The 19,657-nt window shown below is 71.4% G+C and carries 18 protein-coding genes; 11 read left to right on the top strand and 7 right to left on the bottom strand.

The features are described from left to right. Window positions 1-19 precede the first annotated feature (19 nt). Window positions 20-1,663: a glycosyl hydrolase family 28-related protein gene (locus tag ACZ7CH_RS02355; protein ID WP_470372998.1), complete on the top strand. Its 1,644-nt coding sequence runs from the start codon at window positions 20-22 to the stop codon at window positions 1,661-1,663. A 145-nt stretch (window positions 1,664-1,808) separates the two neighbouring features. On the opposite strand, the gene ACZ7CH_RS02360 is transcribed toward ACZ7CH_RS02355, so the two are convergent. Next, the gene (locus ACZ7CH_RS02360) at window positions 1,809-3,362 is read right to left on the bottom strand and encodes a hypothetical protein (RefSeq protein WP_470372999.1); all 1,554 of its coding nucleotides are present in this window, start codon (window positions 3,360-3,362) and stop codon (window positions 1,809-1,811) included. Window positions 3,363-3,450: 88 nt separating this feature from the next. Between ACZ7CH_RS02360 and ACZ7CH_RS02365 the strand changes: the two genes are divergently transcribed. After that, window positions 3,451-3,810, top strand: a complete 360-nt coding sequence (locus tag ACZ7CH_RS02365) for a sterol carrier family protein (RefSeq protein ID WP_458434289.1) — start codon at window positions 3,451-3,453, stop codon at window positions 3,808-3,810. Here the strand turns inward: ACZ7CH_RS02365 and ACZ7CH_RS02370 are convergent. Further along, the gene (locus tag ACZ7CH_RS02370) at window positions 3,807-5,792 is read right to left on the bottom strand and encodes an alpha/beta hydrolase (RefSeq protein ID WP_360394407.1); all 1,986 of its coding nucleotides are present in this window, start codon (window positions 5,790-5,792) and stop codon (window positions 3,807-3,809) included. The two genes, ACZ7CH_RS02365 and ACZ7CH_RS02370, sit on opposite strands and share 4 nt — an antisense overlap. Beyond that, complete coding sequence (locus ACZ7CH_RS02375) at window positions 5,789-6,112, bottom strand: type VII secretion target (RefSeq protein ID WP_360394409.1); 324 nt, start codon at window positions 6,110-6,112, stop codon at window positions 5,789-5,791. Before ACZ7CH_RS02375 ends, ACZ7CH_RS02370 begins: the two co-directional genes overlap by 4 nt. A gap of 95 nt (window positions 6,113-6,207) precedes the next feature. Here ACZ7CH_RS02375 and ACZ7CH_RS02380 point away from each other — a divergent pair, with 95 nt between their 5' ends. The 6 genes from ACZ7CH_RS02380 to arfB all read left to right on the top strand — a co-directional run bounded on the left by ACZ7CH_RS02380 (window position 6,208) and on the right by arfB (window position 11,696). Then, the gene (locus tag ACZ7CH_RS02380; RefSeq protein WP_360394412.1) at window positions 6,208-6,954 is read left to right on the top strand and encodes a maleylpyruvate isomerase N-terminal domain-containing protein; all 747 of its coding nucleotides are present in this window, start codon (window positions 6,208-6,210) and stop codon (window positions 6,952-6,954) included. After that, window positions 6,954-7,277, top strand: a complete 324-nt coding sequence (locus tag ACZ7CH_RS02385) for a hypothetical protein (protein ID WP_458429999.1) — start codon at window positions 6,954-6,956, stop codon at window positions 7,275-7,277. Before ACZ7CH_RS02380 ends, ACZ7CH_RS02385 begins: the two co-directional genes overlap by 1 nt. Window positions 7,278-7,457: 180 nt before the next feature. Continuing rightward, window positions 7,458-8,963 carry an amidophosphoribosyltransferase gene (gene purF / locus ACZ7CH_RS02390; protein WP_360394417.1) on the top strand — a complete coding sequence of 502 codons (1,506 nt, stop codon included), beginning with the start codon at window positions 7,458-7,460 and terminating at the stop codon, window positions 8,961-8,963. Between the two features lie 29 nt (window positions 8,964-8,992). Then, window positions 8,993-10,054, top strand: a complete 1,062-nt coding sequence (gene purM / locus ACZ7CH_RS02395) for a phosphoribosylformylglycinamidine cyclo-ligase (protein ID WP_470369852.1) — start codon at window positions 8,993-8,995, stop codon at window positions 10,052-10,054. A gap of 61 nt (window positions 10,055-10,115) precedes the next feature. Beyond that, complete coding sequence (locus ACZ7CH_RS02400; RefSeq protein WP_470373000.1) at window positions 10,116-11,264, top strand: SigE family RNA polymerase sigma factor; 1,149 nt, start codon at window positions 10,116-10,118, stop codon at window positions 11,262-11,264. A 9-nt stretch (window positions 11,265-11,273) separates the two neighbouring features. Next, window positions 11,274-11,696 (top strand): alternative ribosome rescue aminoacyl-tRNA hydrolase ArfB, encoded by a 423-nt coding sequence (gene arfB / locus ACZ7CH_RS02405; protein ID WP_360394422.1) that lies wholly within the window; start codon window positions 11,274-11,276, stop codon window positions 11,694-11,696. On the opposite strand, the gene ACZ7CH_RS02410 is transcribed toward arfB, so the two are convergent. Beyond that, window positions 11,679-12,350 (bottom strand): response regulator, encoded by a 672-nt coding sequence (locus tag ACZ7CH_RS02410; protein ID WP_360394425.1) that lies wholly within the window; start codon window positions 12,348-12,350, stop codon window positions 11,679-11,681. The genes arfB and ACZ7CH_RS02410 overlap by 18 nt on opposite strands. Beyond that, a complete protein-coding gene (locus ACZ7CH_RS02415; RefSeq protein WP_360394428.1) occupies window positions 12,347-13,876 on the bottom strand; it encodes a sensor histidine kinase in 1,530 nt (509 codons plus the stop codon). Before ACZ7CH_RS02415 ends, ACZ7CH_RS02410 begins: the two co-directional genes overlap by 4 nt. A gap of 130 nt (window positions 13,877-14,006) precedes the next feature. On the opposite strand from ACZ7CH_RS02415, the gene ACZ7CH_RS02420 reads away from it, so the two are divergent. The 3 genes from ACZ7CH_RS02420 to ACZ7CH_RS02430 are packed head-to-tail and all read left to right on the top strand — an operon-like array spanning window position 14,007 to window position 17,020. Further along, entirely contained in the window at window positions 14,007-14,975 is a 969-nt protein-coding gene (locus ACZ7CH_RS02420) for a Bug family tripartite tricarboxylate transporter substrate binding protein (protein WP_458434290.1), read from the top strand. Continuing rightward, window positions 14,972-15,502, top strand: a complete 531-nt coding sequence (locus ACZ7CH_RS02425; protein WP_470373001.1) for a tripartite tricarboxylate transporter TctB family protein — start codon at window positions 14,972-14,974, stop codon at window positions 15,500-15,502. The genes ACZ7CH_RS02420 and ACZ7CH_RS02425 overlap by 4 nt, the downstream gene beginning before the upstream one ends. Next, on the top strand, window positions 15,503-17,020 hold the full coding sequence (locus ACZ7CH_RS02430; RefSeq protein WP_360394433.1) for a tripartite tricarboxylate transporter permease: 1,518 nt from the start codon (window positions 15,503-15,505) through the stop codon (window positions 17,018-17,020). 69 nt (window positions 17,021-17,089) lie between these two features. Here the strand turns inward: ACZ7CH_RS02430 and ACZ7CH_RS02435 are convergent, their stop codons facing one another. Together ACZ7CH_RS02435 and ACZ7CH_RS02440 are read right to left on the bottom strand one after the other, a co-directional pair. Continuing rightward, the gene (locus tag ACZ7CH_RS02435; protein ID WP_470373002.1) at window positions 17,090-18,583 is read right to left on the bottom strand and encodes a CoA-acylating methylmalonate-semialdehyde dehydrogenase; all 1,494 of its coding nucleotides are present in this window, start codon (window positions 18,581-18,583) and stop codon (window positions 17,090-17,092) included. Beyond that, complete coding sequence (locus tag ACZ7CH_RS02440) at window positions 18,580-19,581, bottom strand: LacI family DNA-binding transcriptional regulator (protein WP_470373003.1); 1,002 nt, start codon at window positions 19,579-19,581, stop codon at window positions 18,580-18,582. The genes ACZ7CH_RS02435 and ACZ7CH_RS02440 overlap by 4 nt, the downstream gene beginning before the upstream one ends. Between the last annotated feature and the right edge of the window lie 76 nt (window positions 19,582-19,657).

Consider the following 19,657-nt stretch of genomic DNA (forward strand, 5'->3'; position numbering starts at 1 on the left):
ACCCCTTGGAGACGGCGAAATGAACATCGACAGACGGCAGTTCCTGGTGGCTGCGGGGATTGCGGTGGCAGGGACACCGGCGTTGACGGGGACGGCGTCCGCCGAGTCCTCCGCCTCGCTGTGGCAGGAGTTCGTCGCCAACCCGTACGACCACCCGCAGCTCCCCAACGTCGCCTACGCGGGCCACCGCACCGGTGAACGCCCGCCCCGCCGCCCGGTGCTGGCGAACGTCCTGTTCTTCGGCGCACGCCGCGACGGTTCCGCCGACGCCGCGCCCGCGATCAACAGGGCGGTCGAGTTCGTGGGCCGGTTGGGCGGCGGCACCGTCCTCGTCCCGCCGGGCCGCTACCGCATCGACGACATCATCCGCATCGGCTACGACAACGTCGTGCTGCGCGGCGCGGGCAGTGCGAAGACGACGTTCTACGCGACCCGGTCGCTGGAGCAGATCATCGGCATCAACCGCAGCCGTTACGGCTCGGAGAACTCGGCGTGGAGCTGGGCGGGCGGCCTGGTGTGGGTCTGCCACCGCGACCGCTACCGGCCGCTGGTCGAGGCGATCCAGGCGAAGAGGTGGCCGTTCGAGGGCTGGACCGGCAACGAGCTGGAGCAGGGCTCGGTGCTGACCGGGATCACCGGCTCCGCACCGCGCGGTGCGTTCGTCGTGACCGTCGCGGATGGACGGTCGATCCACGCGGGACAGCGGGTGCTGTTGCGGCTGGACGACTCCGAGTTCTCGCTGCCCAGGCACATGTGCGGCGACGTGCCCGGCACGACGTCCTACCGCTGGGACGACAAGACGAAGCTGTTGTCCTACTTCCCGTTCCTGTGGCCGGTGCGGGTGGAGTGGGTGCGCGGCAACAGGGTCAAGCTCGCGCAGCCGTTGCCGCTGGAGCTCCGGCCCGAGTGGAAGCCGCGGCTCACCACCATGGCACCCGTCGTCACCGGCGCGGGCGTCGAGGGCATCAAGATCGAGATGTTCCGGGTGCCGACCCCGAAGCACCTGCAGGACAAGGGCTACAACGGAGTGGCGTTCCAGTGCGCCTGGGACTGCTGGGCCGACGACGTGCACGTCCACGACGTCGACAACGGCTTCCTCCTGGTGTCCGCCAAGGGCATCTCGCTGCTGAACACCCGTGTCTCCGGCCGCGGCCACCACCACGCCTACGCCACCCGCGAGCAGTCCCACGACAACCTCACCGACGGCTTCGTGATCGAGGCCCCGTCCGAACCGTCCCAGGCGGGAGCGGGCAACCACGGTCTCAACGTCGAGGGCCTGTCCTGCGGCAACGTCTGGACCCGCGGCAGGATGGACCACGACGTGTTCGACACGCACCGCGGTCTGCCGTTCGGCAACGTCCGCACCGAGATCACCATCAACAACGTCGGCGCCCACGGCGGCAGCGCGGACGCGGGCCCGTTGTACGGCGCCCGGTTCGCGCACTGGAACGTCACCGTGACCAACCAGCGCGCCGGCAACGTCCGCATCGACCAGGTCGCCCCGTGCAGCGCGACGGTGGCGATCTCCGAGGTCCGCGACTTCGGCCAGGTCGACAAACCGGACTTCACCGAGTCGCTGAACTCGCGGCTGGAGCTGTACGGCACGACGGACGTGGTGCCGCGCAACCTCTACGACGCGCAGCGGCGCCTGCGCGGCCGCTGAGCCCGAGCCGGACCGGTCGGGCGGTGCCGCGTCACGACCGGTCCGCTGCCGCAGCTCGGTGCACTCGGGTCCGTCCTCCGCCACCCGCCGTCGGCGAGCGCTCGTGGTCCGGTCAGGTGGGGCGGGCCGATGAGGGCGCGGTGGGTCACGGCAGCGCGATCTGCACGTGCAGCCGGTCGGGCACGGACAGGCCGAAGCCCGGCCGGTCCGGCACCCGGCCGGCCTCGCGCGCCCCGACCAGTGACGTGGCCGGGTCGTCGAGGCGGAGCTCGACGCCGAACGCGAGGCTGTCGAGGACGAACTGCGGCACCTGGTCCCAGGTCCGGGCCGTCACGACGACGTGGCGGTTCGGGTCGAGGGGTTCGCCGGGGCCGTCGAGCAGCTGGAAGCCGGTGAGGTCGCCGAGCACCGTCGCGAGGGTGCGCAGCGTGGTGGTCTTGCCGGTGCCGGGGCCGCCGACGATCGCGCCGTGCCGCAGCTCGCCGGTGAACGACGGGACGAGCACGCCGCGGCGTTGTTCGTAGGGCAGGTCGAGCACGCCGATCGCGCCCGGCGGCAGCACGTCCAGGGTGGGCGTGTCGCCGGTGGTGTGCAGCGGCGCCAGGACGATCTCGTGCGCGGGCGGGCCGCCCACCAGCACGTGCGGCAGTGCCGCGGCCATCTCGTCGAGGTCGAACGCGGGGGTCGCGTGCGGCCACTCGGGGAGCTGGAGCGCCAGCTGCGGCGGGAAGGCGTCGCCGGAGAACAGCATCCGGATGCCGAGGGTGCGCCCGGCCCTGACCAGCGGTTCCAGCACGTTGCGGTAGCCGCGTTCGATCAGGATCTCCGCGGTGTCGACGCAGATCAGCAGGTCCGGCAACGGTTCGAGGCCGGCACCCGCCGCGCGTGCGGCCCGGTAGTCGAGGCTGTTGCGGCACCGGGCAACCCGGTGGATCAGCTCCTGGCGGCGGTTGAGCTCGCCGTGCAGGCCCGCGGTGAAGCGGTCGAACCACTCGTCGTCGTCCTGGCCGGTCAGCTCGAACGTCGTGTGGCCCGCGTTCGGCAGCTCGCCGAACACGTCGTTGTCCTGCATGTCGAGGAACGCGATGTTCAGGTCTGCCGGCGAATGCGTGACCATCAGGCCGAGGAGCGCGCTCTGCAACCATTGCGAGCGCTGCTCGAACGGGCCGAGGTACGTGCCGCTGTAGCCGTGTCCGTCCACGCTGATGTCGAGGTACACGGGCCAGCCGTGCTCATCCGTACCGAGAGCGGTCTTGAAGTCACTGCGCTGCCACTTGTCGTGCAGGTCGGCCGAAACCCCGTGCAGCGCCAGGAAGTCCGTCGCCTCGCCGTGCAGGTGCCTGCGCAGCCGCCGGGGCAGCGTGTCCCAGTCCCGCGCCGTCACCACGGTCTGCACGCCCCGCCCTGGACCGAAGGCCGCGACCCACTCCACCGTCCGGTCGAGCTCCGGGTCCATCTCCGCGCACAGCGCCCAGTCGTCGACCAGCAGCACCGCACCCGACGGCGCGCCCCGCTCGAACCAGTCGAGCAGGCTGCGGCACCCCGACTGGTCGGCCGGGTCGAAGCTCGCCGAGACCGGTAACGGGTCGGCGCCCCGGCCGATCCGGTAGACGGACAGGTTCGGCGCGGCCGCCAGCGCCGCCGCCAGCCGCTCCCTCGTCGCCAGCCTGGGGCCCACGACGGCGAAGTTCCTGATCACCGCCCAGATATACCAACAGCACCAAATCGGCTGCTCGCACTTCGCTAATCTGGCCCGCGTGCCAGCCAAACCCGTCGACCCCGCGCAGATGCGCGCCGCGGTCGAAGCCGTCCTGCCCTGGCTGCACGGCACCGCCGACCAGCCGGAACGCCCCGTGCTCGCCGCCGCCGTGCGCCTGAGCCTGCGCACCCTCGAACAGGTGGCACCCGGCCGCAGCGTCGAGGTCCGCGTCCCGCCGTTCGCCGCCGTGCAGTGCGTCGAGGGCCCCCGCCACACCCGCGGCACGCCCCCGAACGTCGTCGAGACCGACGCCCGCACCTGGCTCGAACTGGCCACCGGCGCCTTGACCTGGCCCGACGCGGTGGACACCGCCCGGGTCACCGCGTCCGGCACCCGAGCCGACCTGTCCGCACTGCTCCCGGTCGTGAGGTTCCAGGACCCGGTCTAGAACCACGACCCGATCGTGTTGCCGATGCCCTTCACGATCCCGACGCCGCCCTCGACGACATCGCGGCCCAACTCCACCGCGTTGCCCACGGTGTCCGCCACGACGTCGACGGCGTCGCTGCCGACCTCCTTGGCGGTGTCCCAGGCGTGCCCGGCGGCACCGCCCCAGTTGCCGTTCGACACGTCCTCGACGACCCGGCCGCCGCCGTTCCAGAGGTCCTCGCCCATGTCGGCGACCTCCTTGCCGGTGTTGACGCCCCAGTCGATGATCGGACCGGCCACCGGCAGGTCGGAGCCGGGCACCTCGACCGGGGTGGGCGAGTCCTGCCAGCGTTGCGAGCTGATCTCGTCGCCGCGACCGGTGGCGATCTTCGCGAGGTTGTCGAGCGACTCGGAGTTCTTGTCGAAGTAGGCCGAGTGCGCGTAGTCGACCTTCGCGTCCGTGGCGGTGCCGAACGTCTGGGCGCCGAACGACGAGTCGTAGGGGCCCGTGGACGAGCCGTCCTTGGTGAACCAGTCACCGCTGGTGGCCTGCACGACCGGGTCGTGCTCGGTGCCGCCGACGTACACGTGGCCGCGGCCGGCGGAGAGCTGGTCGACGGTGGAGGCGCCGACGCCCGGCGAGCCGACGAACGCGATGTCGTCGGCCCTGAGCCCGTTGTCCATGGCCGAGTAGCCGACGACGGTGCTGCCGTAGCTGTGGCCGATCACCGTGACGTGGGCGCCGGGGTTCGTGGTGCGGTAGCCCTCGACGTCCTTCGCGAGGATCGCCGCGCCCTCCTGGGCCTGCGCCGGGTCGTTGACCTGGCCGATCGCGAACTCCGGCGCGTCGTAGCCGAGCCACTGGATCGCGGCGCCGTCCGGTCCCATCGCCGCGCTGAGCTGCGCGGCCTGGTGCTGGCTGAAGGACGTGAGCGTCGACGTCGTGCCGGGCACGCACACCGCGAGGTTCTTCGCGGTGTCCGGGTTGCCGTAGGACACCGCGAGGGCGCCTTCCTTGGCACCGGCGCCGTCCGGGCTCCAGTAGAGGACGTAGGGCTGCTTGCCGTTCGCCTTGCCCAGGTCCCTGGCGTCGGTCAACGCCTTGGCCGCGTCGTTGGAGTTCTTCTCCCGCCGGGCCGCCTCGTCGTACTGCGCCATCAGCTGGGAGCCCTGCGGGTCGTTGCGCAGTGCGCGCTGGCCCTCCGCCGACTTCGGGTCGACGCCGAGCTCCCGCGCGCGGTCGGCGAGCTGCTGCCCGAGCTGTTCGCGCTGCTGCTTGAACCGGGCCTGGTCCTCGGGGATGCGCTTGCGGTTGGCCTCGTCGAGCACGTCGGCCGGCAGGCCGCGGAGCTGGCCGAGCTCCTGGTACCTGGTGTCCCGCAACGCCTTGCGCTGGTCCTCGCTGAGCGAGTTCCACCAGGCGGCGACCGCCTTCGGGTCGGTTCCCGGCGGCGGCACCGGCGGCAGCGGTCCACCCGCACCGCCAGCGCGCTGGGCCGCCCGGCTCCAGCCGCCGTCGGTCCGCGCGGACTCCTCGAAGCCCGGCGGGATCTTGGCGAGCGCACCCGCGTAGGAGCGCAGCACGGCGTCGTAGCCGGTCCGCACCCGGTCCAGTGCGGCGTTGACCTGGTTGGCCAGCTGGCGCGTCTGCTGCTCGTCGAGACCCGGTGGGCGGCTGCGCCACACGCTGATCGCCTGGTCGGCGGCGCCGCGCATCTGCCCGTAGGCGCGGGAGGCGGCCTGCACGATGTCCACGCCGGCACCGAGGCGTTCGCGGACGGCTTTCGTGGCGGTGGAGGACAGCTCCGCACGCGCGGTGAACTTCGCGGCGCTCTCGCCGACCCAGCTGCTGACCGCGGTCCTGCCGCCGTTGACGACCGACTCCCCGGCCCTGCCGACGGCGCTGATCGCACCGGTGATCGGGTCCGCGGCGGCGGCGATGCGGCTGACGTCCCCCGAGGCGAGCCGGCCGTACAGGCCCTCCGGATCGGTGTAGCTCACCGGCCGCCCCCCAGTCCGTTCATGATCTTCGTCAGGAACGACGCGTGGTCGTCGTCCGTGCGCTGGTAGGCCTCCGCGTTCGACACCAGGCCCTCGGCGGCGTCGGTGAACCAGGCCGAGCCGCGCTGGAGGTCCTGCGAGTGGGTGCCGACGAACCGCGACAGGGCGTCCGCGAACTCGGCGGCCGCGTCCACCTCGCCGAGCGCACCGGCGTCGAGCTGGAGCATCGAGATCATCTCCGCTGCCTCCCGCACCGCGTCGGAGCCGTTGCCGAACTCCTTCGACGCGGTTCGCAGCAGCTCTGGCTCAACGCCGAACATCGCCACCCCCTGGTTGGTCGTCGATCCATGCGACGCAGGAGCATCATGACCGGTTCCCCACTCATGCGAAGACCGTTTCGGGCACGATGACGCGCATGGTGCAGACAGGGTGGACGGCCCAGCGGTGGACCGCTGTGTTCATCGAGCAGGCGGAGATGTTCCGCAAGGCAGTGGCGGACGCGGACCCGGCGGCGGAGGTGCCGACCAGGCCCGGCTGGACCGTGCAGGACCTGGTCATCCACCTCGCGCGCTTCCTCGAGACCTCCACCGCCTACCTGCGCACCGGCAGCCGCAACCCGATGGCGCCGCCGCCCGCGCCGACCGGGCTGTCCCCGCTCGAGTACCTCGACCTCCAGCTCGTGGCCGCGAACGAGATCCTCACCGCGGTGCCGGGCAACCGCCCGGTGTGGACCTTCTCGCCGTCCGCCCCCGACCTCGCGTGGGTCTGGCACCGCCGGATCGCGCACGAGACGGTGCTGCGCCGGTTCGACGCGCAGACGGTCGTCCGCACGCTCGTCGGTACGGACGCCGACCTGTGCGCCGACGGCATCGACGAGGTGCTGACCACGATCGTCGCCGCCAAGCTCGACGGCGACTCGCCTGCCGTCCTGTCCGGCACCGCCGTGGTCCGGCCCACCGACGTGCCCGAGTCGTGGCTGATCTCCTTCACGCCGGGCGGGGTGCCGGACGTCCGCGCGGCCGCCCCCGGCGAGGAGGGTGACGCCGGGGTCACCGGCGAGGCCGAGCTCGTCTACTTCTGGCTGTGGAACCGGATGAACCTCCAGGACATGACCGGCGACCGGGCCGTGCTGGACGTCCTGCAGGTCGGACGGGGGCACTGATGCGCGAGCTCACCGCGGTCCTGCTCGGCTGCCTGCTGCTGTCCGGGTGCGGTGCGTCCGGCTGGGAGGGCCAGCTGCGCTACCGGATCGCCTCGATCGACAGGTCGACCCCCACCGAGTTCCTGGACCTCGAACTGGTGGGCGACGCACCCGAGGGGGTGCTGTGGCAGGACGGCCTCACCCCCAAGTCGCTGATGCCGAGCAACGTCAGCGGTGACGTGGCCGTGGGCGACGAGGTGGTCTGCACGGGCACCCAGAAGAAGGGCAGCCCGTTCGCGGACTGGCAGAAGGGCACCGAGCTGAGCGGGTGCCGGAAGGCCTGACGCGCGGCCGGGAAGTACACGATCGGGGTGTCGTCCCGGCGAACTCGGTGCGAACCGAGGTCGCCGGGTGCCGGAAGGCATGAGTTTCATCACCTCAACGGGGGTGCGATGGGGGTGAACAGGCCCCTGCTCCACATACACTCGGGTAGCAGCCAGCCCCGTCGTGAGGGAGCCAACTCGGTGGTCGCCGACCATTCCCAGCCCGAACAGGAACCTCGTGAGGAGTGCGGCGTCTTCGGCGTCTGGGCTCCTGGCGAGGACGTCTCGAAGCTCACCTACTACGGCCTCTACGCCCTGCAGCACCGCGGTCAGGAGGCAGCGGGCATCTCGGTCGGTGACGGCGCGCAGGTGGTCGTCTTCAAGGACCTCGGGCTCGTCAGCCAGGTCTTCGACGAGCAGGTCCTGCAGTCGCTGAAGGGCCACGTGGCCGTCGGCCACTGCCGTTACTCCACCACCGGGTCCACGACCTGGGAGAACGCGCAGCCGACGTTCCGCACCACCGCCGCCGGGTCGGGGCTCAGCCTCGGGCACAACGGCAACCTGGTGAACACCGCCGAGCTGCGGGAGAAGGCGCGGGAGCTGGGTCTGACCAGCCGCAACGGCGCCACCACCGACTCGGACATCCTCACCGCGCTGCTCGCGCACGCGGCGGCGGACAAGGGCATCGAGCAGGCGGCCATGGAGCTGCTGCCGACCGTCCGCGGTGCGTTCTGCCTGGTGTTCTCCGACGAGAGCACGCTGTACGCGGCACGGGACCCGCACGGCGTCCGGCCGCTGGTCCTCGGCCGGCTGGAGCGCGGCTGGGTCGTCGCGAGCGAGACCGCGGCGCTGGACATCGTCGGCGCGAGCTTCGTGCGCGAGGTCGAGCCGGGTGAGCTGATCGCGATCGACGGCGACGGGCTGCGGTCCAGCCGGTTCGGGAACCCCGAGCCCAAGGGCTGCATCTTCGAGTACGTCTACCTGGCGCGGCCGGACACGACGATCTCCGGTCGCAGCGTGCACGCCACGCGCGTCGAGATCGGCCGCCGGCTCGCCAAGGAGCACCCGGTCGAGGCCGACCTGGTGATCCCGGTGCCGGAGTCCGGCACGCCGGCCGCGATCGGGTACGCGCAGGCCAGCGGCATCCCGTACGGCTCGGGCCTGGTCAAGAACGCCTATGTCGGCCGGACGTTCATCCAGCCGTCGCAGACCATCCGGCAGCTGGGCATCCGGCTCAAGCTGAACCCGCTGCGCGACGTCATCCGCGGCAAGCGCCTGGTCGTCGTGGACGACTCGATCGTGCGCGGCAACACCCAGCGCGCGCTCGTGCGCATGCTGCGCGAGGCCGGTGCGCTTGAAGTGCACGTGCGGATCGCGTCGCCGCCCGTGAAGTGGCCGTGCTTCTACGGCATCGACTTCGCCTCGCGGGCCGAGCTGATCGCCAACGGCCTGGACGACGACGGCATCCGCCGCTCGGTCGGTGCCGACTCGCTCGGGTACGTGTCGCTCGAACAGCTCGTCGCGGCGACCGAGCAGCCCAAGACGCGGCTGTGCTCGGCGTGCTTCGACGGCGAGTACCCGATCGAGCTCCCGGCGGACGCGCTCATCGGCAAGCACCTGCTGGAGGGCCTCAAGGGCGTGGCGGGCTCGGCCGCTCCCGTCCTGCCCAACGGCTATGGTGCCGAGGACGCACTGCGTCGCCCCTGAGGCCTCCAGAACAAGTGGAAGAAGTTGACGTGACCGACAGCGCCAAGGCCACCTACGCCGCAGCCGGAGTCAGTATCGCCGCAGGTGACGAGGCGGTGGAGAAGCTGAAGCCGTGGGCGGCCAAGGCGCACCGGCCCGAGGTGCTCGGTGGCATCGGCGGGTTCGCCGGCCTGTTCCAGCTCAAGCTCGACCGCTGGAAGGAGCCGGTCCTCGCCTCCTCCACGGACGGCGTCGGCACCAAGATCGCGGTCGCGCAGGCGCTCGACAAGCACGACACCGTGGGCATCGACCTGGTCGCCATGATCGTGGACGACCTGGTCGTGTGCGGCGCGGAGCCGCTGTTCGTGCAGGACTACATCGCGGTCGGCCGGGTTGTGCCGGACAAGATCGCGGCGCTGGTCAAGGGCATCGCCGAGGGCTGCGTGCAGGCCGGCTGCGCGCTGCTCGGCGGGGAGACCGCCGAGCACCCCGGCCTGATGGGCGACGACGACTACGACATCTCCGGCACTGGCGTCGGCGTGGTCGAGCAGTCGAAGCTGCTCGGCCCCGACCGGGTCCGCGACGGCGACGTCGTGATCGCGATGGGCTCGTCCGGCCTGCACTCCAACGGCTACTCGCTGGCCCGCCACGTGCTGCTGGAGATCGCCCGCATGCCGCTGGAGGGCCACGTCGAGGAGTTCGGCCGCACCCTCGGCGAGGAGCTGCTGGAGCCGACCAAGATCTACGCGAAGGACTGCCTCGCGCTGATCGCCGAGACCGAGGTCCGCGGGTTCTCCCACGTCACCGGTGGTGGCCTGGCCGCGAACCTGGCCCGCGTGCTGCCGGAGGGCCTGCACGCGAAGCTCGACCGCGGCACCTGGACGCCCGCCCCGGTCTTCCAGCTCATCGCCCAGCGCGGCCGGGTGGAGCGCGAGGAGATGGAGAAGGCGTTCAACATGGGCGTCGGCATGGTCGCCGTCGTCGCGCCGGAGGACGTCGACCGCGCGCTGGCCGTGCTGACCGCGCGCCACGTGCCGTCGTGGGTGCTCGGCGAGGTCACCAGGTCGGAAGAGGGCGGCGCCTCGCTCGTCGGGGACCACCCGCGTTTCTGATCTCCCGAGGCAACCTCCCGGGGTCGCCGCCGCGTACTAGGCGGCGACCGAGGAGGGGCACTTGGACCGGGACCGCGAGTTCGGGGAGTTCGTCGACGCACGCGCGCTCGTCATGCGCCGCACGGCGTTCCTGCTGTGCGGCGACTGGCACCGTGCCGAGGACATCGTCCAGAACGCGTTGATCAAGCTCTACGTGGCGTGGCCGCGGGTGCGCAGGGACAGCGTGGACGCGTACGCGCGCAAGGTGCTCGTGCGCACGTCGATCGACGAGTCCCGGCGCGGGTTCTTCCAGCGCGAGCGGTCCGTCGACGCCGTGCCCGAACGCGCGGCACCGGAACCGTCGACCGCCGACCTGGACCTGCGCCAGGCGCTCGACGCGTTGCCACCGGGGCAACGCGCCGTCGTAGTGCTGCGGTACTGGGAGGACCTGAGCATCACCGAGACCGCCCGCATCCTCGGCAGGACGGAGGGCACGGTGAAGAGCCAGGCGGCCAAGGGACTCGCCGCGTTGCGCGACCTGCTGGTCGACGAACCGCAGTCGGGCATCCGCCGCAGCGAGGTCATCAGAGCGGGCAGGACGAAGCTCGCCCGCCGCCGCACCGCCATCGCGGGCGCGCTCGCGTTCGTGCTGGTCGCGGGCCTGGGCGGGGTGGTCGTCGCACTCCGGCCGCAGCTCACGGCGAGCGACAGCGCGGGCAGCGCGGTCTCCGGCACGATCGACCGCAACGCCCAGCTCACCGCGGTCCTGGGCGCCGCGGACGTGATCCCGGCCGGGGTGACCGTGCGGGACGTCCCCGGGGTGCCGGGACGTGCGCTGCAGTTCTTCGACCTGGACAAGAGCCGTCGCGCCGTGGCGCTGCTGGACGACGCCCAGGGCACCGGCGCGTTGACGATCGAGCTCACCCGCGGCAACGCCACGGACATCAGCACGTGCTTCGAGCCCGAGGTCGCACCGTGCGAACTGCGCGAGGTCGGCGGCATCAAGGTCCGGTCCAGCATCGCGGGCAGGCCGGACGGCGTCCACCTGTACCAGGTGGAGGCGCTCCGGCCGGACGGCACGTTCGTCAAGGTCATCAGCGTCAACGTGGGCGAGTTCCGCACCAACGTGGCCGGCGCGCCGAAGCTGGACGCCCCGACGTCCCGGCCGGCGCCGCTGCCCGACCGCGAGACGCTGATAAAGATCGCGACACTTCCGGGCCTGACCTTCTAACCTGGAGGCATGAACGACGTGACCGTGACTCGGACGCTGGTGCTGCCGGCGGCCGAGTTGCGCGAACGTTTTTCCAGGTCGGGTGGCCCTGGCGGGCAGGGCGTGAACACGGCGGACAGCCGGGTGGAGCTCAGCTTCGACGTCGCCGGCTCGCCCACGATCCCCGAGCACCTCAGGCGCCGCATGCTCGACCGCCTGGCCGGTCGGCTGGTCGACGGCGTCCTCACGATCGCCGCCTCCGAGCACCGCGCCCAGCTGCAGAACCGCGCCGCCGCCCGCGAACGCCTCGCCGCGATCCTGCGCGCTGCGGCCGCACCCCCGCCGCCGATGCGCAAGCCGACCAAGCCCACCAGGGGCTCGAAGGAACGCCGCATCGCGGGCAAGAAGCGCCGGGCACAGACCAAACGCGGCCGCTCAGGCTCCTGGGAGTAGTGCATAGATCCGTTCCGGTCGGCCGGTTCCGCCGTACCGCAACCGCACCTCCGCCCGCCCCGCCGACACGAAGTGCTCCAGGTACCGCCGCGCGCTCACCCGCGCGACCCCCGTGGACGACGCGCACTCCGACGCCGACAACCCCTCCGGGTGCGCCCTCAGCGCGTTCTCCACGAGCCGCGCGGTCTCCGGCGTCAACCCCTTGGGCAGCAACGGTTTCGACGACGGTCGTGCACCGAACACCTGGTCCACGTCCGCCTGCCCGGCCGTTCCGAGCCGGTCGAGCTTCTCGTGCAGCGACGCGAAGTGCGCGAGCTGGTCGCGCAGCGCGTCGTAGTCGAACGGCTTGATCAGGTAGTGCAGGACGCCGCCGCGCATCGCACCGCGCACGGTGTCCACGTCGGTCGCGGCCGTGATCACGATGACGTCGACGTCCTCGTTGGCGCGCAACGACTTCAGCACGTCGAGTCCGCTCATGTCCGGCAGGTAGACGTCGAGCAGCACCAGGTCCGGTTTGAGCGTCGCCACCAGCCGCAACGCGTCCGCGCCCGTGTGCGCGACGCCGACGACCTCGAAACCGCCGGTGCGCGCGACGTAACCGCTGTGCACCTTGGCCACCATGAAGTCGTCGTCGACGACCAGCACCCGCTTCACCAGGGCAGCCTTGCCGTGAACACCGAGCCGGACACGCTCACCGACCCGCCACGCCGCAGGCACGCCCGCCGGATCAGCGCGAGCCCGAGGCCGCGTTCCCCGTGCGATGCCGCCTTGGTCGTGAACCCGTGCCGGAACACCTCCTCGGCCAGCTCCGGTGCGACTCCCGGGCCGGAGTCGCGGACCACGACCTGGACCTCGTCGTCCACCTGCACCACACCCACCTCGATCCACTTCCGGTCGCCGTTCAACGAGCTCAGCGCATCCAACGCGTTGTCGACGAGATTTCCCAGCACCATCACCAGATCGGCGGACAACGCCTCGTCGGTGCGGCCCAGCACGCTGTCCGGCGCCATCCGCAGCTCCGTGCCGCGCTCGGCGGCCAGCGACGCCTTGGCGATCAGCAGCGCGGCCACGGCGGGGTCGCCGATCGACGAGCTGACCTCGGCCCGCCACTGGTCCTGCGCCGAGCTGATCCGGTGGATGTAGTGGGTGACCTCGTCGTATTCCTGGAGCGAGATCAGCCCGGCGATGGTGTGCAGCCGGTTCGCGAACTCGTGCGCCTGCGCCCGCAACGTGTCCGTCGCGTGCTGCGAGGCGTCCAGCTCGTGTTGCAGCGCGAGGAGCTCCGTGCGGTCCCGCAGCGTCACGACCGCGCCCGCGCCCTCGATCGGCATGCGGTTCAACGTGAGCACGACGCCTTGGCGCAGCACGAGCTGGTCGACGCCGGTGGCCCGCCCGGTGAGCACGTCGCGCAGCCGGTCGTTGAGCTCCAGCTCCTCCACCGCCCGCCCGACCGCGTCGCCCGGCAACGCGAGCAGCTCCCGCGCGTGGTCGTTGACCAGCGTGATCCGGTCCTGCGCGTCGAGGCCGACCACGCCCTCCCTGATGCCGTGCAGCAACGCCTCGCGGTTCTCGACCAGCGCGGTGATCTCGTGCGGTTCCAGCCCGAGCGTCTGGTTCTTCACCCGCCTGGCCAGCAGCAGCGACCCGGTGACGCCGATGACGAGCGCGATCAGCAGGTAGCGCAGCGCGTCGACCGGCTGGTTGAGGGCGCCCGCCCAGATGCCCGGCTCGCGCACGCCCGCGACCACGATCCCGTTGACCCCGCGGGTCTGCGGGTCGAACACCGGCACGTGCGCCTCGATCGAGCCTCCGGCCGTGCCGACCCACGCCCTGCCGTCGAACGCGGTGGTCGTGGTGTCCAGAGTGGACCCGACCTGGGCGGGGTCGGGTGAGGTGAGGACGCGCCGCTGGAGGTCGACGACCAGCACGTAGGTGGCGCCGGAGAGGCCCCGCGCGGTCTCCGCGGCCGGTGCCAGCAGGTCGCGGTTGCCCATCTGCGTCTGCACGACGTCCGTGGCGGCCACGTTCTCCGCGACGGAGAGCATCCGGCGTTCCTCGTTGGAGCGGAAGTTGCGGCCCGTCTGGACGACGGTCAGCGCGCCCACCGCGAACAGCAGGCACAGGACCACTACGAGTTGCCACACGAGCAGTTGGCTGGCCAGGGAACGGCGGCGGCGCATGAAACCTCCCGTGACCAGAAAGACCGAAAGAAACCTTAGAAGCGCAAGAGCGACATCCAGGTTTACACCAGAGCAACATGTCCAACCACGCGGACGAGAGGCGGGGATCACAGTGTCGGTGAAGGTGTGGGTGGCGGTGGCGACGGCGTTGCTCGCCGTCCTGCTGGTGCCGCCGTTGCTGACGCCGGGTGCGGACAGCGGCGACACGAACCAGGTGCGGGCGCTGCGCGTGCTCGTGCCGAACGCACCGGGCGGCGGCTACGACATCACGGCGCGCACCGCGGCCAAGGCCATGGAGGACGCCGACCTGCTGCGCAACGCCGAGGTGTTCAACCTCCCCGGCGCCGGCGGCACGGTCGGGCTCGGCCGCACGGTCGGCGAGCGCGGCAACGGCAAGCTGATCATGTCGATGGGCCTGGGCGTGGTGGGCGCGGTCTACACGAACAAGTCGCCCAACTCGCTGCTGGACACCACCCCGATCGCGAAGCTGATCGAGGAACCGGACATCGTCGTGGTGGCGAAGGACTCGCCGTACACGTCGATGCAGCAGCTCGTGGACGCGTGGAAGGCCAACCCCGGCACGGTCACCGTCGGCGGCGGATCGGCGCCGGGCGGTCCCGACCACCTGGCACCGATGTTGATCGCGAAGGCCGTCGGGCTGCCGCCCAGGACCGTCAACTACATCCCGTTCGACGGCGGCGGCGAGCTGCTCGCGAGCGTCCTCGGCGGCAAGGTCGCGTTCGGCGTCTCCGGCGTCGGCGAGTACCGCGACCAGATCCAGGCCGGCACGCTGCGGGTGCTCGCGGTGACCAGCAAGGACCGCATCCAGGGCATCGACGCGCCGACGTTGCGGCAGGCGGGGGTGGACGTCGAGTTCACCAACTGGCGGGGCGTCGTCGCACCGCCGGGCATCGCGCAGGCCGACCGCGACAAGCTCGTCGACCTGTTCGAGCGGATGCAGAAGACGCCGCAGTGGTCGGAAGCCCTGCAGCGCAACGGGTGGACCGACGCGTTCGCACCGGGCGACGAGTTCGGGACCTTCCTCGACAACGAGAACAAGCGGGTGGCAACGGTGCTCAAGGACTTGGGGCTCGCATGACGACGAAGACGGAGGAGCGGCCTCGGGCACGGCCGGGTGCCTGGCTCCGTGAACGGTCCGAGCTGGGCATCTGCGCCCTGCTGGTCGTGCTCGGCGCGCTGGTGCTGACCGACGCCGTGCAGATCCCGACCGACTTCGCCCAGCGCGGCCCGGTCGGCCCGAAGGCGGTGCCGGTCCTGGTCGGCTCGCTGCTGCTGGTCGTGGCGGTGCTGCTGGCCCGCGACGTGCTGCGCGGCGGCCGCGGTGAGGCCGAGGGCGGCGAGGACGTCGACCTGACCGCACCCGCCGACTGGCGCACGGTCTTGTTGCTGTGCGGTGCCTTCCTCGCGAACGCCGCGCTCATCGGCGTGGTCGGCTTCCCGATCTCCGGCGCGGTCCTGTTCTGGGGCGCGGCCTACGCGCTCGGCAGCCGCAACCTGGTCCGCGACCCGCTGATCGCGGCCGGCATGTCGGTCGCGACCTTCCTGGTGTTCAACAACCTGCTCGGCGTCCCCCTGCCCGGTGGCCCGTTGATGGAGGTGTTCTAGGTGGAACAACTGCTCGACGGCTTCGCGACCGCGCTGACGCCGACACACCTGCTGTTCGCGGCGATCGGCGTGCTCCTGGGCACCGCGATCGGCGTCCTGCCGGGCATCGGCCCGGCCATGGCGGTGGCACTGCTGCTGCCGGTCACCTACGGCATGGAGCCGACCGGCGCGTTCATCATGTTCGCGGGCATCTACTACGGCGGCATGTTCGGCGGCTCGACGACGTCGATCCTGCTGAACACACCGGGTGAGAGCGCCGCGGTCGTCGCCGCGTTCGAAGGCAACCCGATGGCCCGCAAGGGCAGGGGTGCGCAAGCGCTTGCCGCGGCCGCGATCGGCCACTTCACCGGCGGCATCGTCGGCACGCTGCTGATCGTGCTGCTGGCCCCGTTCGTCGCGAAGCACGCCGTCGACATCGGTGCACCGGACCTGTTCGCGATCATGGTGCTGGCGTTCATCGCGGTGACCTCGGTGCTGGGCGCCTCGCGCATCCGCGGCGTGGCGTCGTTGCTGATCGGCCTCACCCTCGGGCTGGTCGGCCTGGACGAGATGACCGGCCAGCAGCGCCTGACGTTCGGCTCGCTGCACCTCGCGGACGGCATCGACATCATCGTGGTCGCGGTCGCCCTGTTCGCGGTCGGCGAGGCCCTCTGGGTGGCCGCCCACCTGCGCCGCAAGCCGTTCGAACCGATCCCGGTCGGCCGCCCGTGGCTGTCCCGCGCCGACCTCAAGCGCACCTGGAAGCCGTGGCTGCGCGGCCCGGTGATCGGCTTCCCGTTCGGCGCGATCCCGGCCGGCGGCGCGGAGATCCCCACGTTCCTGTCGTATGTGACGGAGAAGCGCCTCTCCAAGCACAAGGACGAGTTCGGCAAGGGCGCCATCGAGGGCGTCGCGGGCCCGGAGTCCACGGCCTCCGCCTCCGCCGCCGGCACCCTCGTCACGATGCTGACCCTGGGCCTGCCCACCACGGCGGTCGCGGCCGTCATGCTCGCCGCGTTCCAGCAGTACGGCATCCAGCCGGGCCCGCTGCTGTTCCAACGCGAGTCCGGCCTGGTCTGGGCGTTGATCGCGTCGCTGTTCATCGGCCTGACCCTGCTGCTGGTGCTGAACCTGCCGCTGGCACCGGTGTGGGCGAAGCTGCTGCGCATCCCGCGGCCGTACCTGTACGCGGGCATCCTGTTCTTCGCCTCGGTCGGCGCCTACGCGGTCAACGCGGACATCTTCGACCTGCTGCTGATGTTCGTGATCGGCCTGCTGGGCTTCGCGATGCGCCGCTACGGCCTGCCCGTTCTGCCGGCGATCATCGGCGTCATCCTCGGCCCGGCGGCCGAACAGCAGATGCGCCGCGCACTGCAGCTCTCCGACGGCTCGCTCACCGGCCTGGTCAACACGCCGATGGCGATCGTCGTCTACGTCGTGATCCTGCTGATCGTGTTCTTCCCGCTGCTCCGCCGCCTCCTCCCCACCCCAACCCCTCCTGCTGCTCCCTCTCCCCAGCACGAGAAAATCGACGCCTGAGCAGGGCACGCGGGGACCTTTCGTACCCTCCTGGGGTACGAAAGGTCCCCGCGTGCCGTGAAGGCGGGGTCAGCCGTGCGTGGGGAAGCCCAGGTTCACGCCGTGCTGCTGCGGCCAGCGAGCCGTGATCGCCTTCGCGCGCGTGTAGAACCGCACGCCCTCGGCGCCGTGCACGTGCGTGTCGCCGAACAGCGAGTCCTTCCAGCCGCCGAACGAGTAGTAGGCCATCGGCACGGGGATGGGGACGTTGATCCCGACCATGCCGACCTGCACCCGCCGCTGGTACTCGCGCGCCGCCAGCCCGTCACCGGTGTAGATGGCGGTGCCGTTGCCGTACGGGTTGGCGTTGACCAGCGCGAGCGCGTCCTCGAACGTCTCCGCGCGCACGACGACGAGGACCGGCCCGAAGATCTCGTCGGTGTAGACGCTCATGTCGGGGGTGACGTGGTCGAACAGCGTCGGCGCGAGCCAGAAGCCGTCCTCGTGGCCCTCGGGTGCGTGCCCGCGGCCGTCCACCACCAGGGACGCGCCCGCGGCCTCGCCCGCGTCCACGTAGGACCGGACGCGGTCCCGGTGCGCGCCGGTCACCAGCGGGCCCATCTGCGCGGACGGGTCGGTGCCCGGCAGCACGGACGGGTGCAGGTCGCGGGTGCGCGCGGCGATCTTGGCCACGAGCTCGTCGCCTGCCGGGCCCACCGCCACGACCACCGAGATCGCCATGCAGCGTTCGCCCGCGGAGCCGTAGCCCGCGGACACGGCGGCGTCGGCGGCCACGTCGAGGTCCGCGTCCGGCAGCACGACCATGTGGTTCTTCGCGCCGCCCAGCGCCTGCACCCGCTTGCCGGCCGCCGTGCCGCGCGCGTACACGTGCCGGGCGATCGGGGTCGAGCCGACGAACGAGGCCGCCGCGACGTCCGGGTGGTCGAGCAGGGCGTTGACCGCGAAGGCGTCGCCCTGCAGCACGTTCAGCACGCCATCGGGCAGGCCGGCCTCCTGGAACAGCTCGGCCAGGCGCACCGACGCCGACGGGTCGCGCTCGGACGGCTTCAGCACGAAGGTGTTGCCGGTCGCGATGGCGATGGGGAACATCCACATCGGCACCATCACCGGGAAGTTGAACGGCGTGATGCCCGCGACCACGCCCAGCGGCTGCCGCAGCGAGTACGCGTCCACACCGCGCGAGACCTGCTCGGAGTGCTCGCCCTTGAGCAGCTGCGGGATGCCGCACGCGAACTCGACGACCTCCAGCCCGCGCTGCACCTCACCGGCCGCGTCCGACAGCACCTTGCCGTGCTCGGCCGTGATGATCGCCGCGAGCTCGTCGCGCGCCTCGTGCAGCAGGTGCCGGTAGGCGAACAGAATCCTGCCGCGGGTCGACAGCGACGACTCCGACCACGACTGCGCCGCCTTCAGCGACGACGACACCGCCAGGTCGACATCGGCCTGCTCGGCCAGCACGACCTGCGCCGACACCGCACCGGTGGCCGGGTTGAAGACGTCGGAGGTCCGGGACGACACCCCGGTGGTGCGGGCGCCGTCGATCCAGTGGGGGATGGTGCTCAACGCGGTCCTCCTGGGGGAGCTGTCGTGTTCCGGACTACGAGGGAAGGGGTGAGGAGATGGCGCACGGGTTCGGTGCGTCCGTCACGAACCCGTTGCAGCAGCGCGGAAGCGGCCAACCGGCCGAACTCGGCGCGGGGCTGGTCGATCGTCGTCAGCGAGACGTGCCGCAACGCCGCCAGCGACGTGTTGTCGTACCCCACAACGGAAACGTCGGCAGGTACGCGCAACCCGGCGTCCTCCAGAGCCGAGATCGCGCCGACGGCGTTGAAGTCGTTGCACGACAGGATCGCCGTGGGCAGGGCATCTGCTTCAAGCAGCCCGCGGATCGCCCGCGCGCCGGCCGCATCGGTGTACTCGGACGGCACGACCTGCGGCACCAGCCCGTGCGCCTCCATCGCGGCGACGTACCCGCGCCGGCGGGGCCCCGCCTGGGTGCCCTCGCCACCGTCCAGGTGCGCGATCCGCCTGTGCCCCAACGACACCAGGTGGTCGACGGCCAGCCGGGCGCCCACCTCGCCGTCGTCGTTCACCGTGTCCACGGTGGACATACGGGACGAACGGGCCACGAGCACGACCGGGAGTTGTTCGGCCGCCTTGGAGATCGCCGTCGCGGGCACGACCGGCGACAGCAGGACCAGGCCACCGGGGCGGAACGACAGCAGCGACTCCAGCGCCCTGCGCTCGCGGGTGGGTGAGCGGCCGCCGGTGTTGATGATGATGTCGAACCCCTGCTCGCGCGCCACCTCGTCGATGCCGTCCACGACCTCGGCGAAGAACGCGTTGTGCAGGTCGGACACCATCACGCCGAGCACCGTCGAGGTGCGCGAGGCCAGCGAGCGCGCCATGGCGTGCGGGGAGTACCCCAGTTCCTCCGCTGCCTTCAGCACCGCGGTGCGTCGCGCCTCGCTCACCTTGGGTGAATTGCGCATCACCAGTGACACGAGGGCGCGGGACACGCCCGCGCGCAGTGCGACGTCTTCCATCGTCGGCCTGACCACCGGCAACACCTCCCCTCACGTCACGGGCGGGAAACGCACCCTTGACACCCGTGTGACGCAAGCTACAGCATTAGAG

The sequence above is a fragment of the Lentzea sp. NPDC037011 genome, from assembly GCF_055607425.1.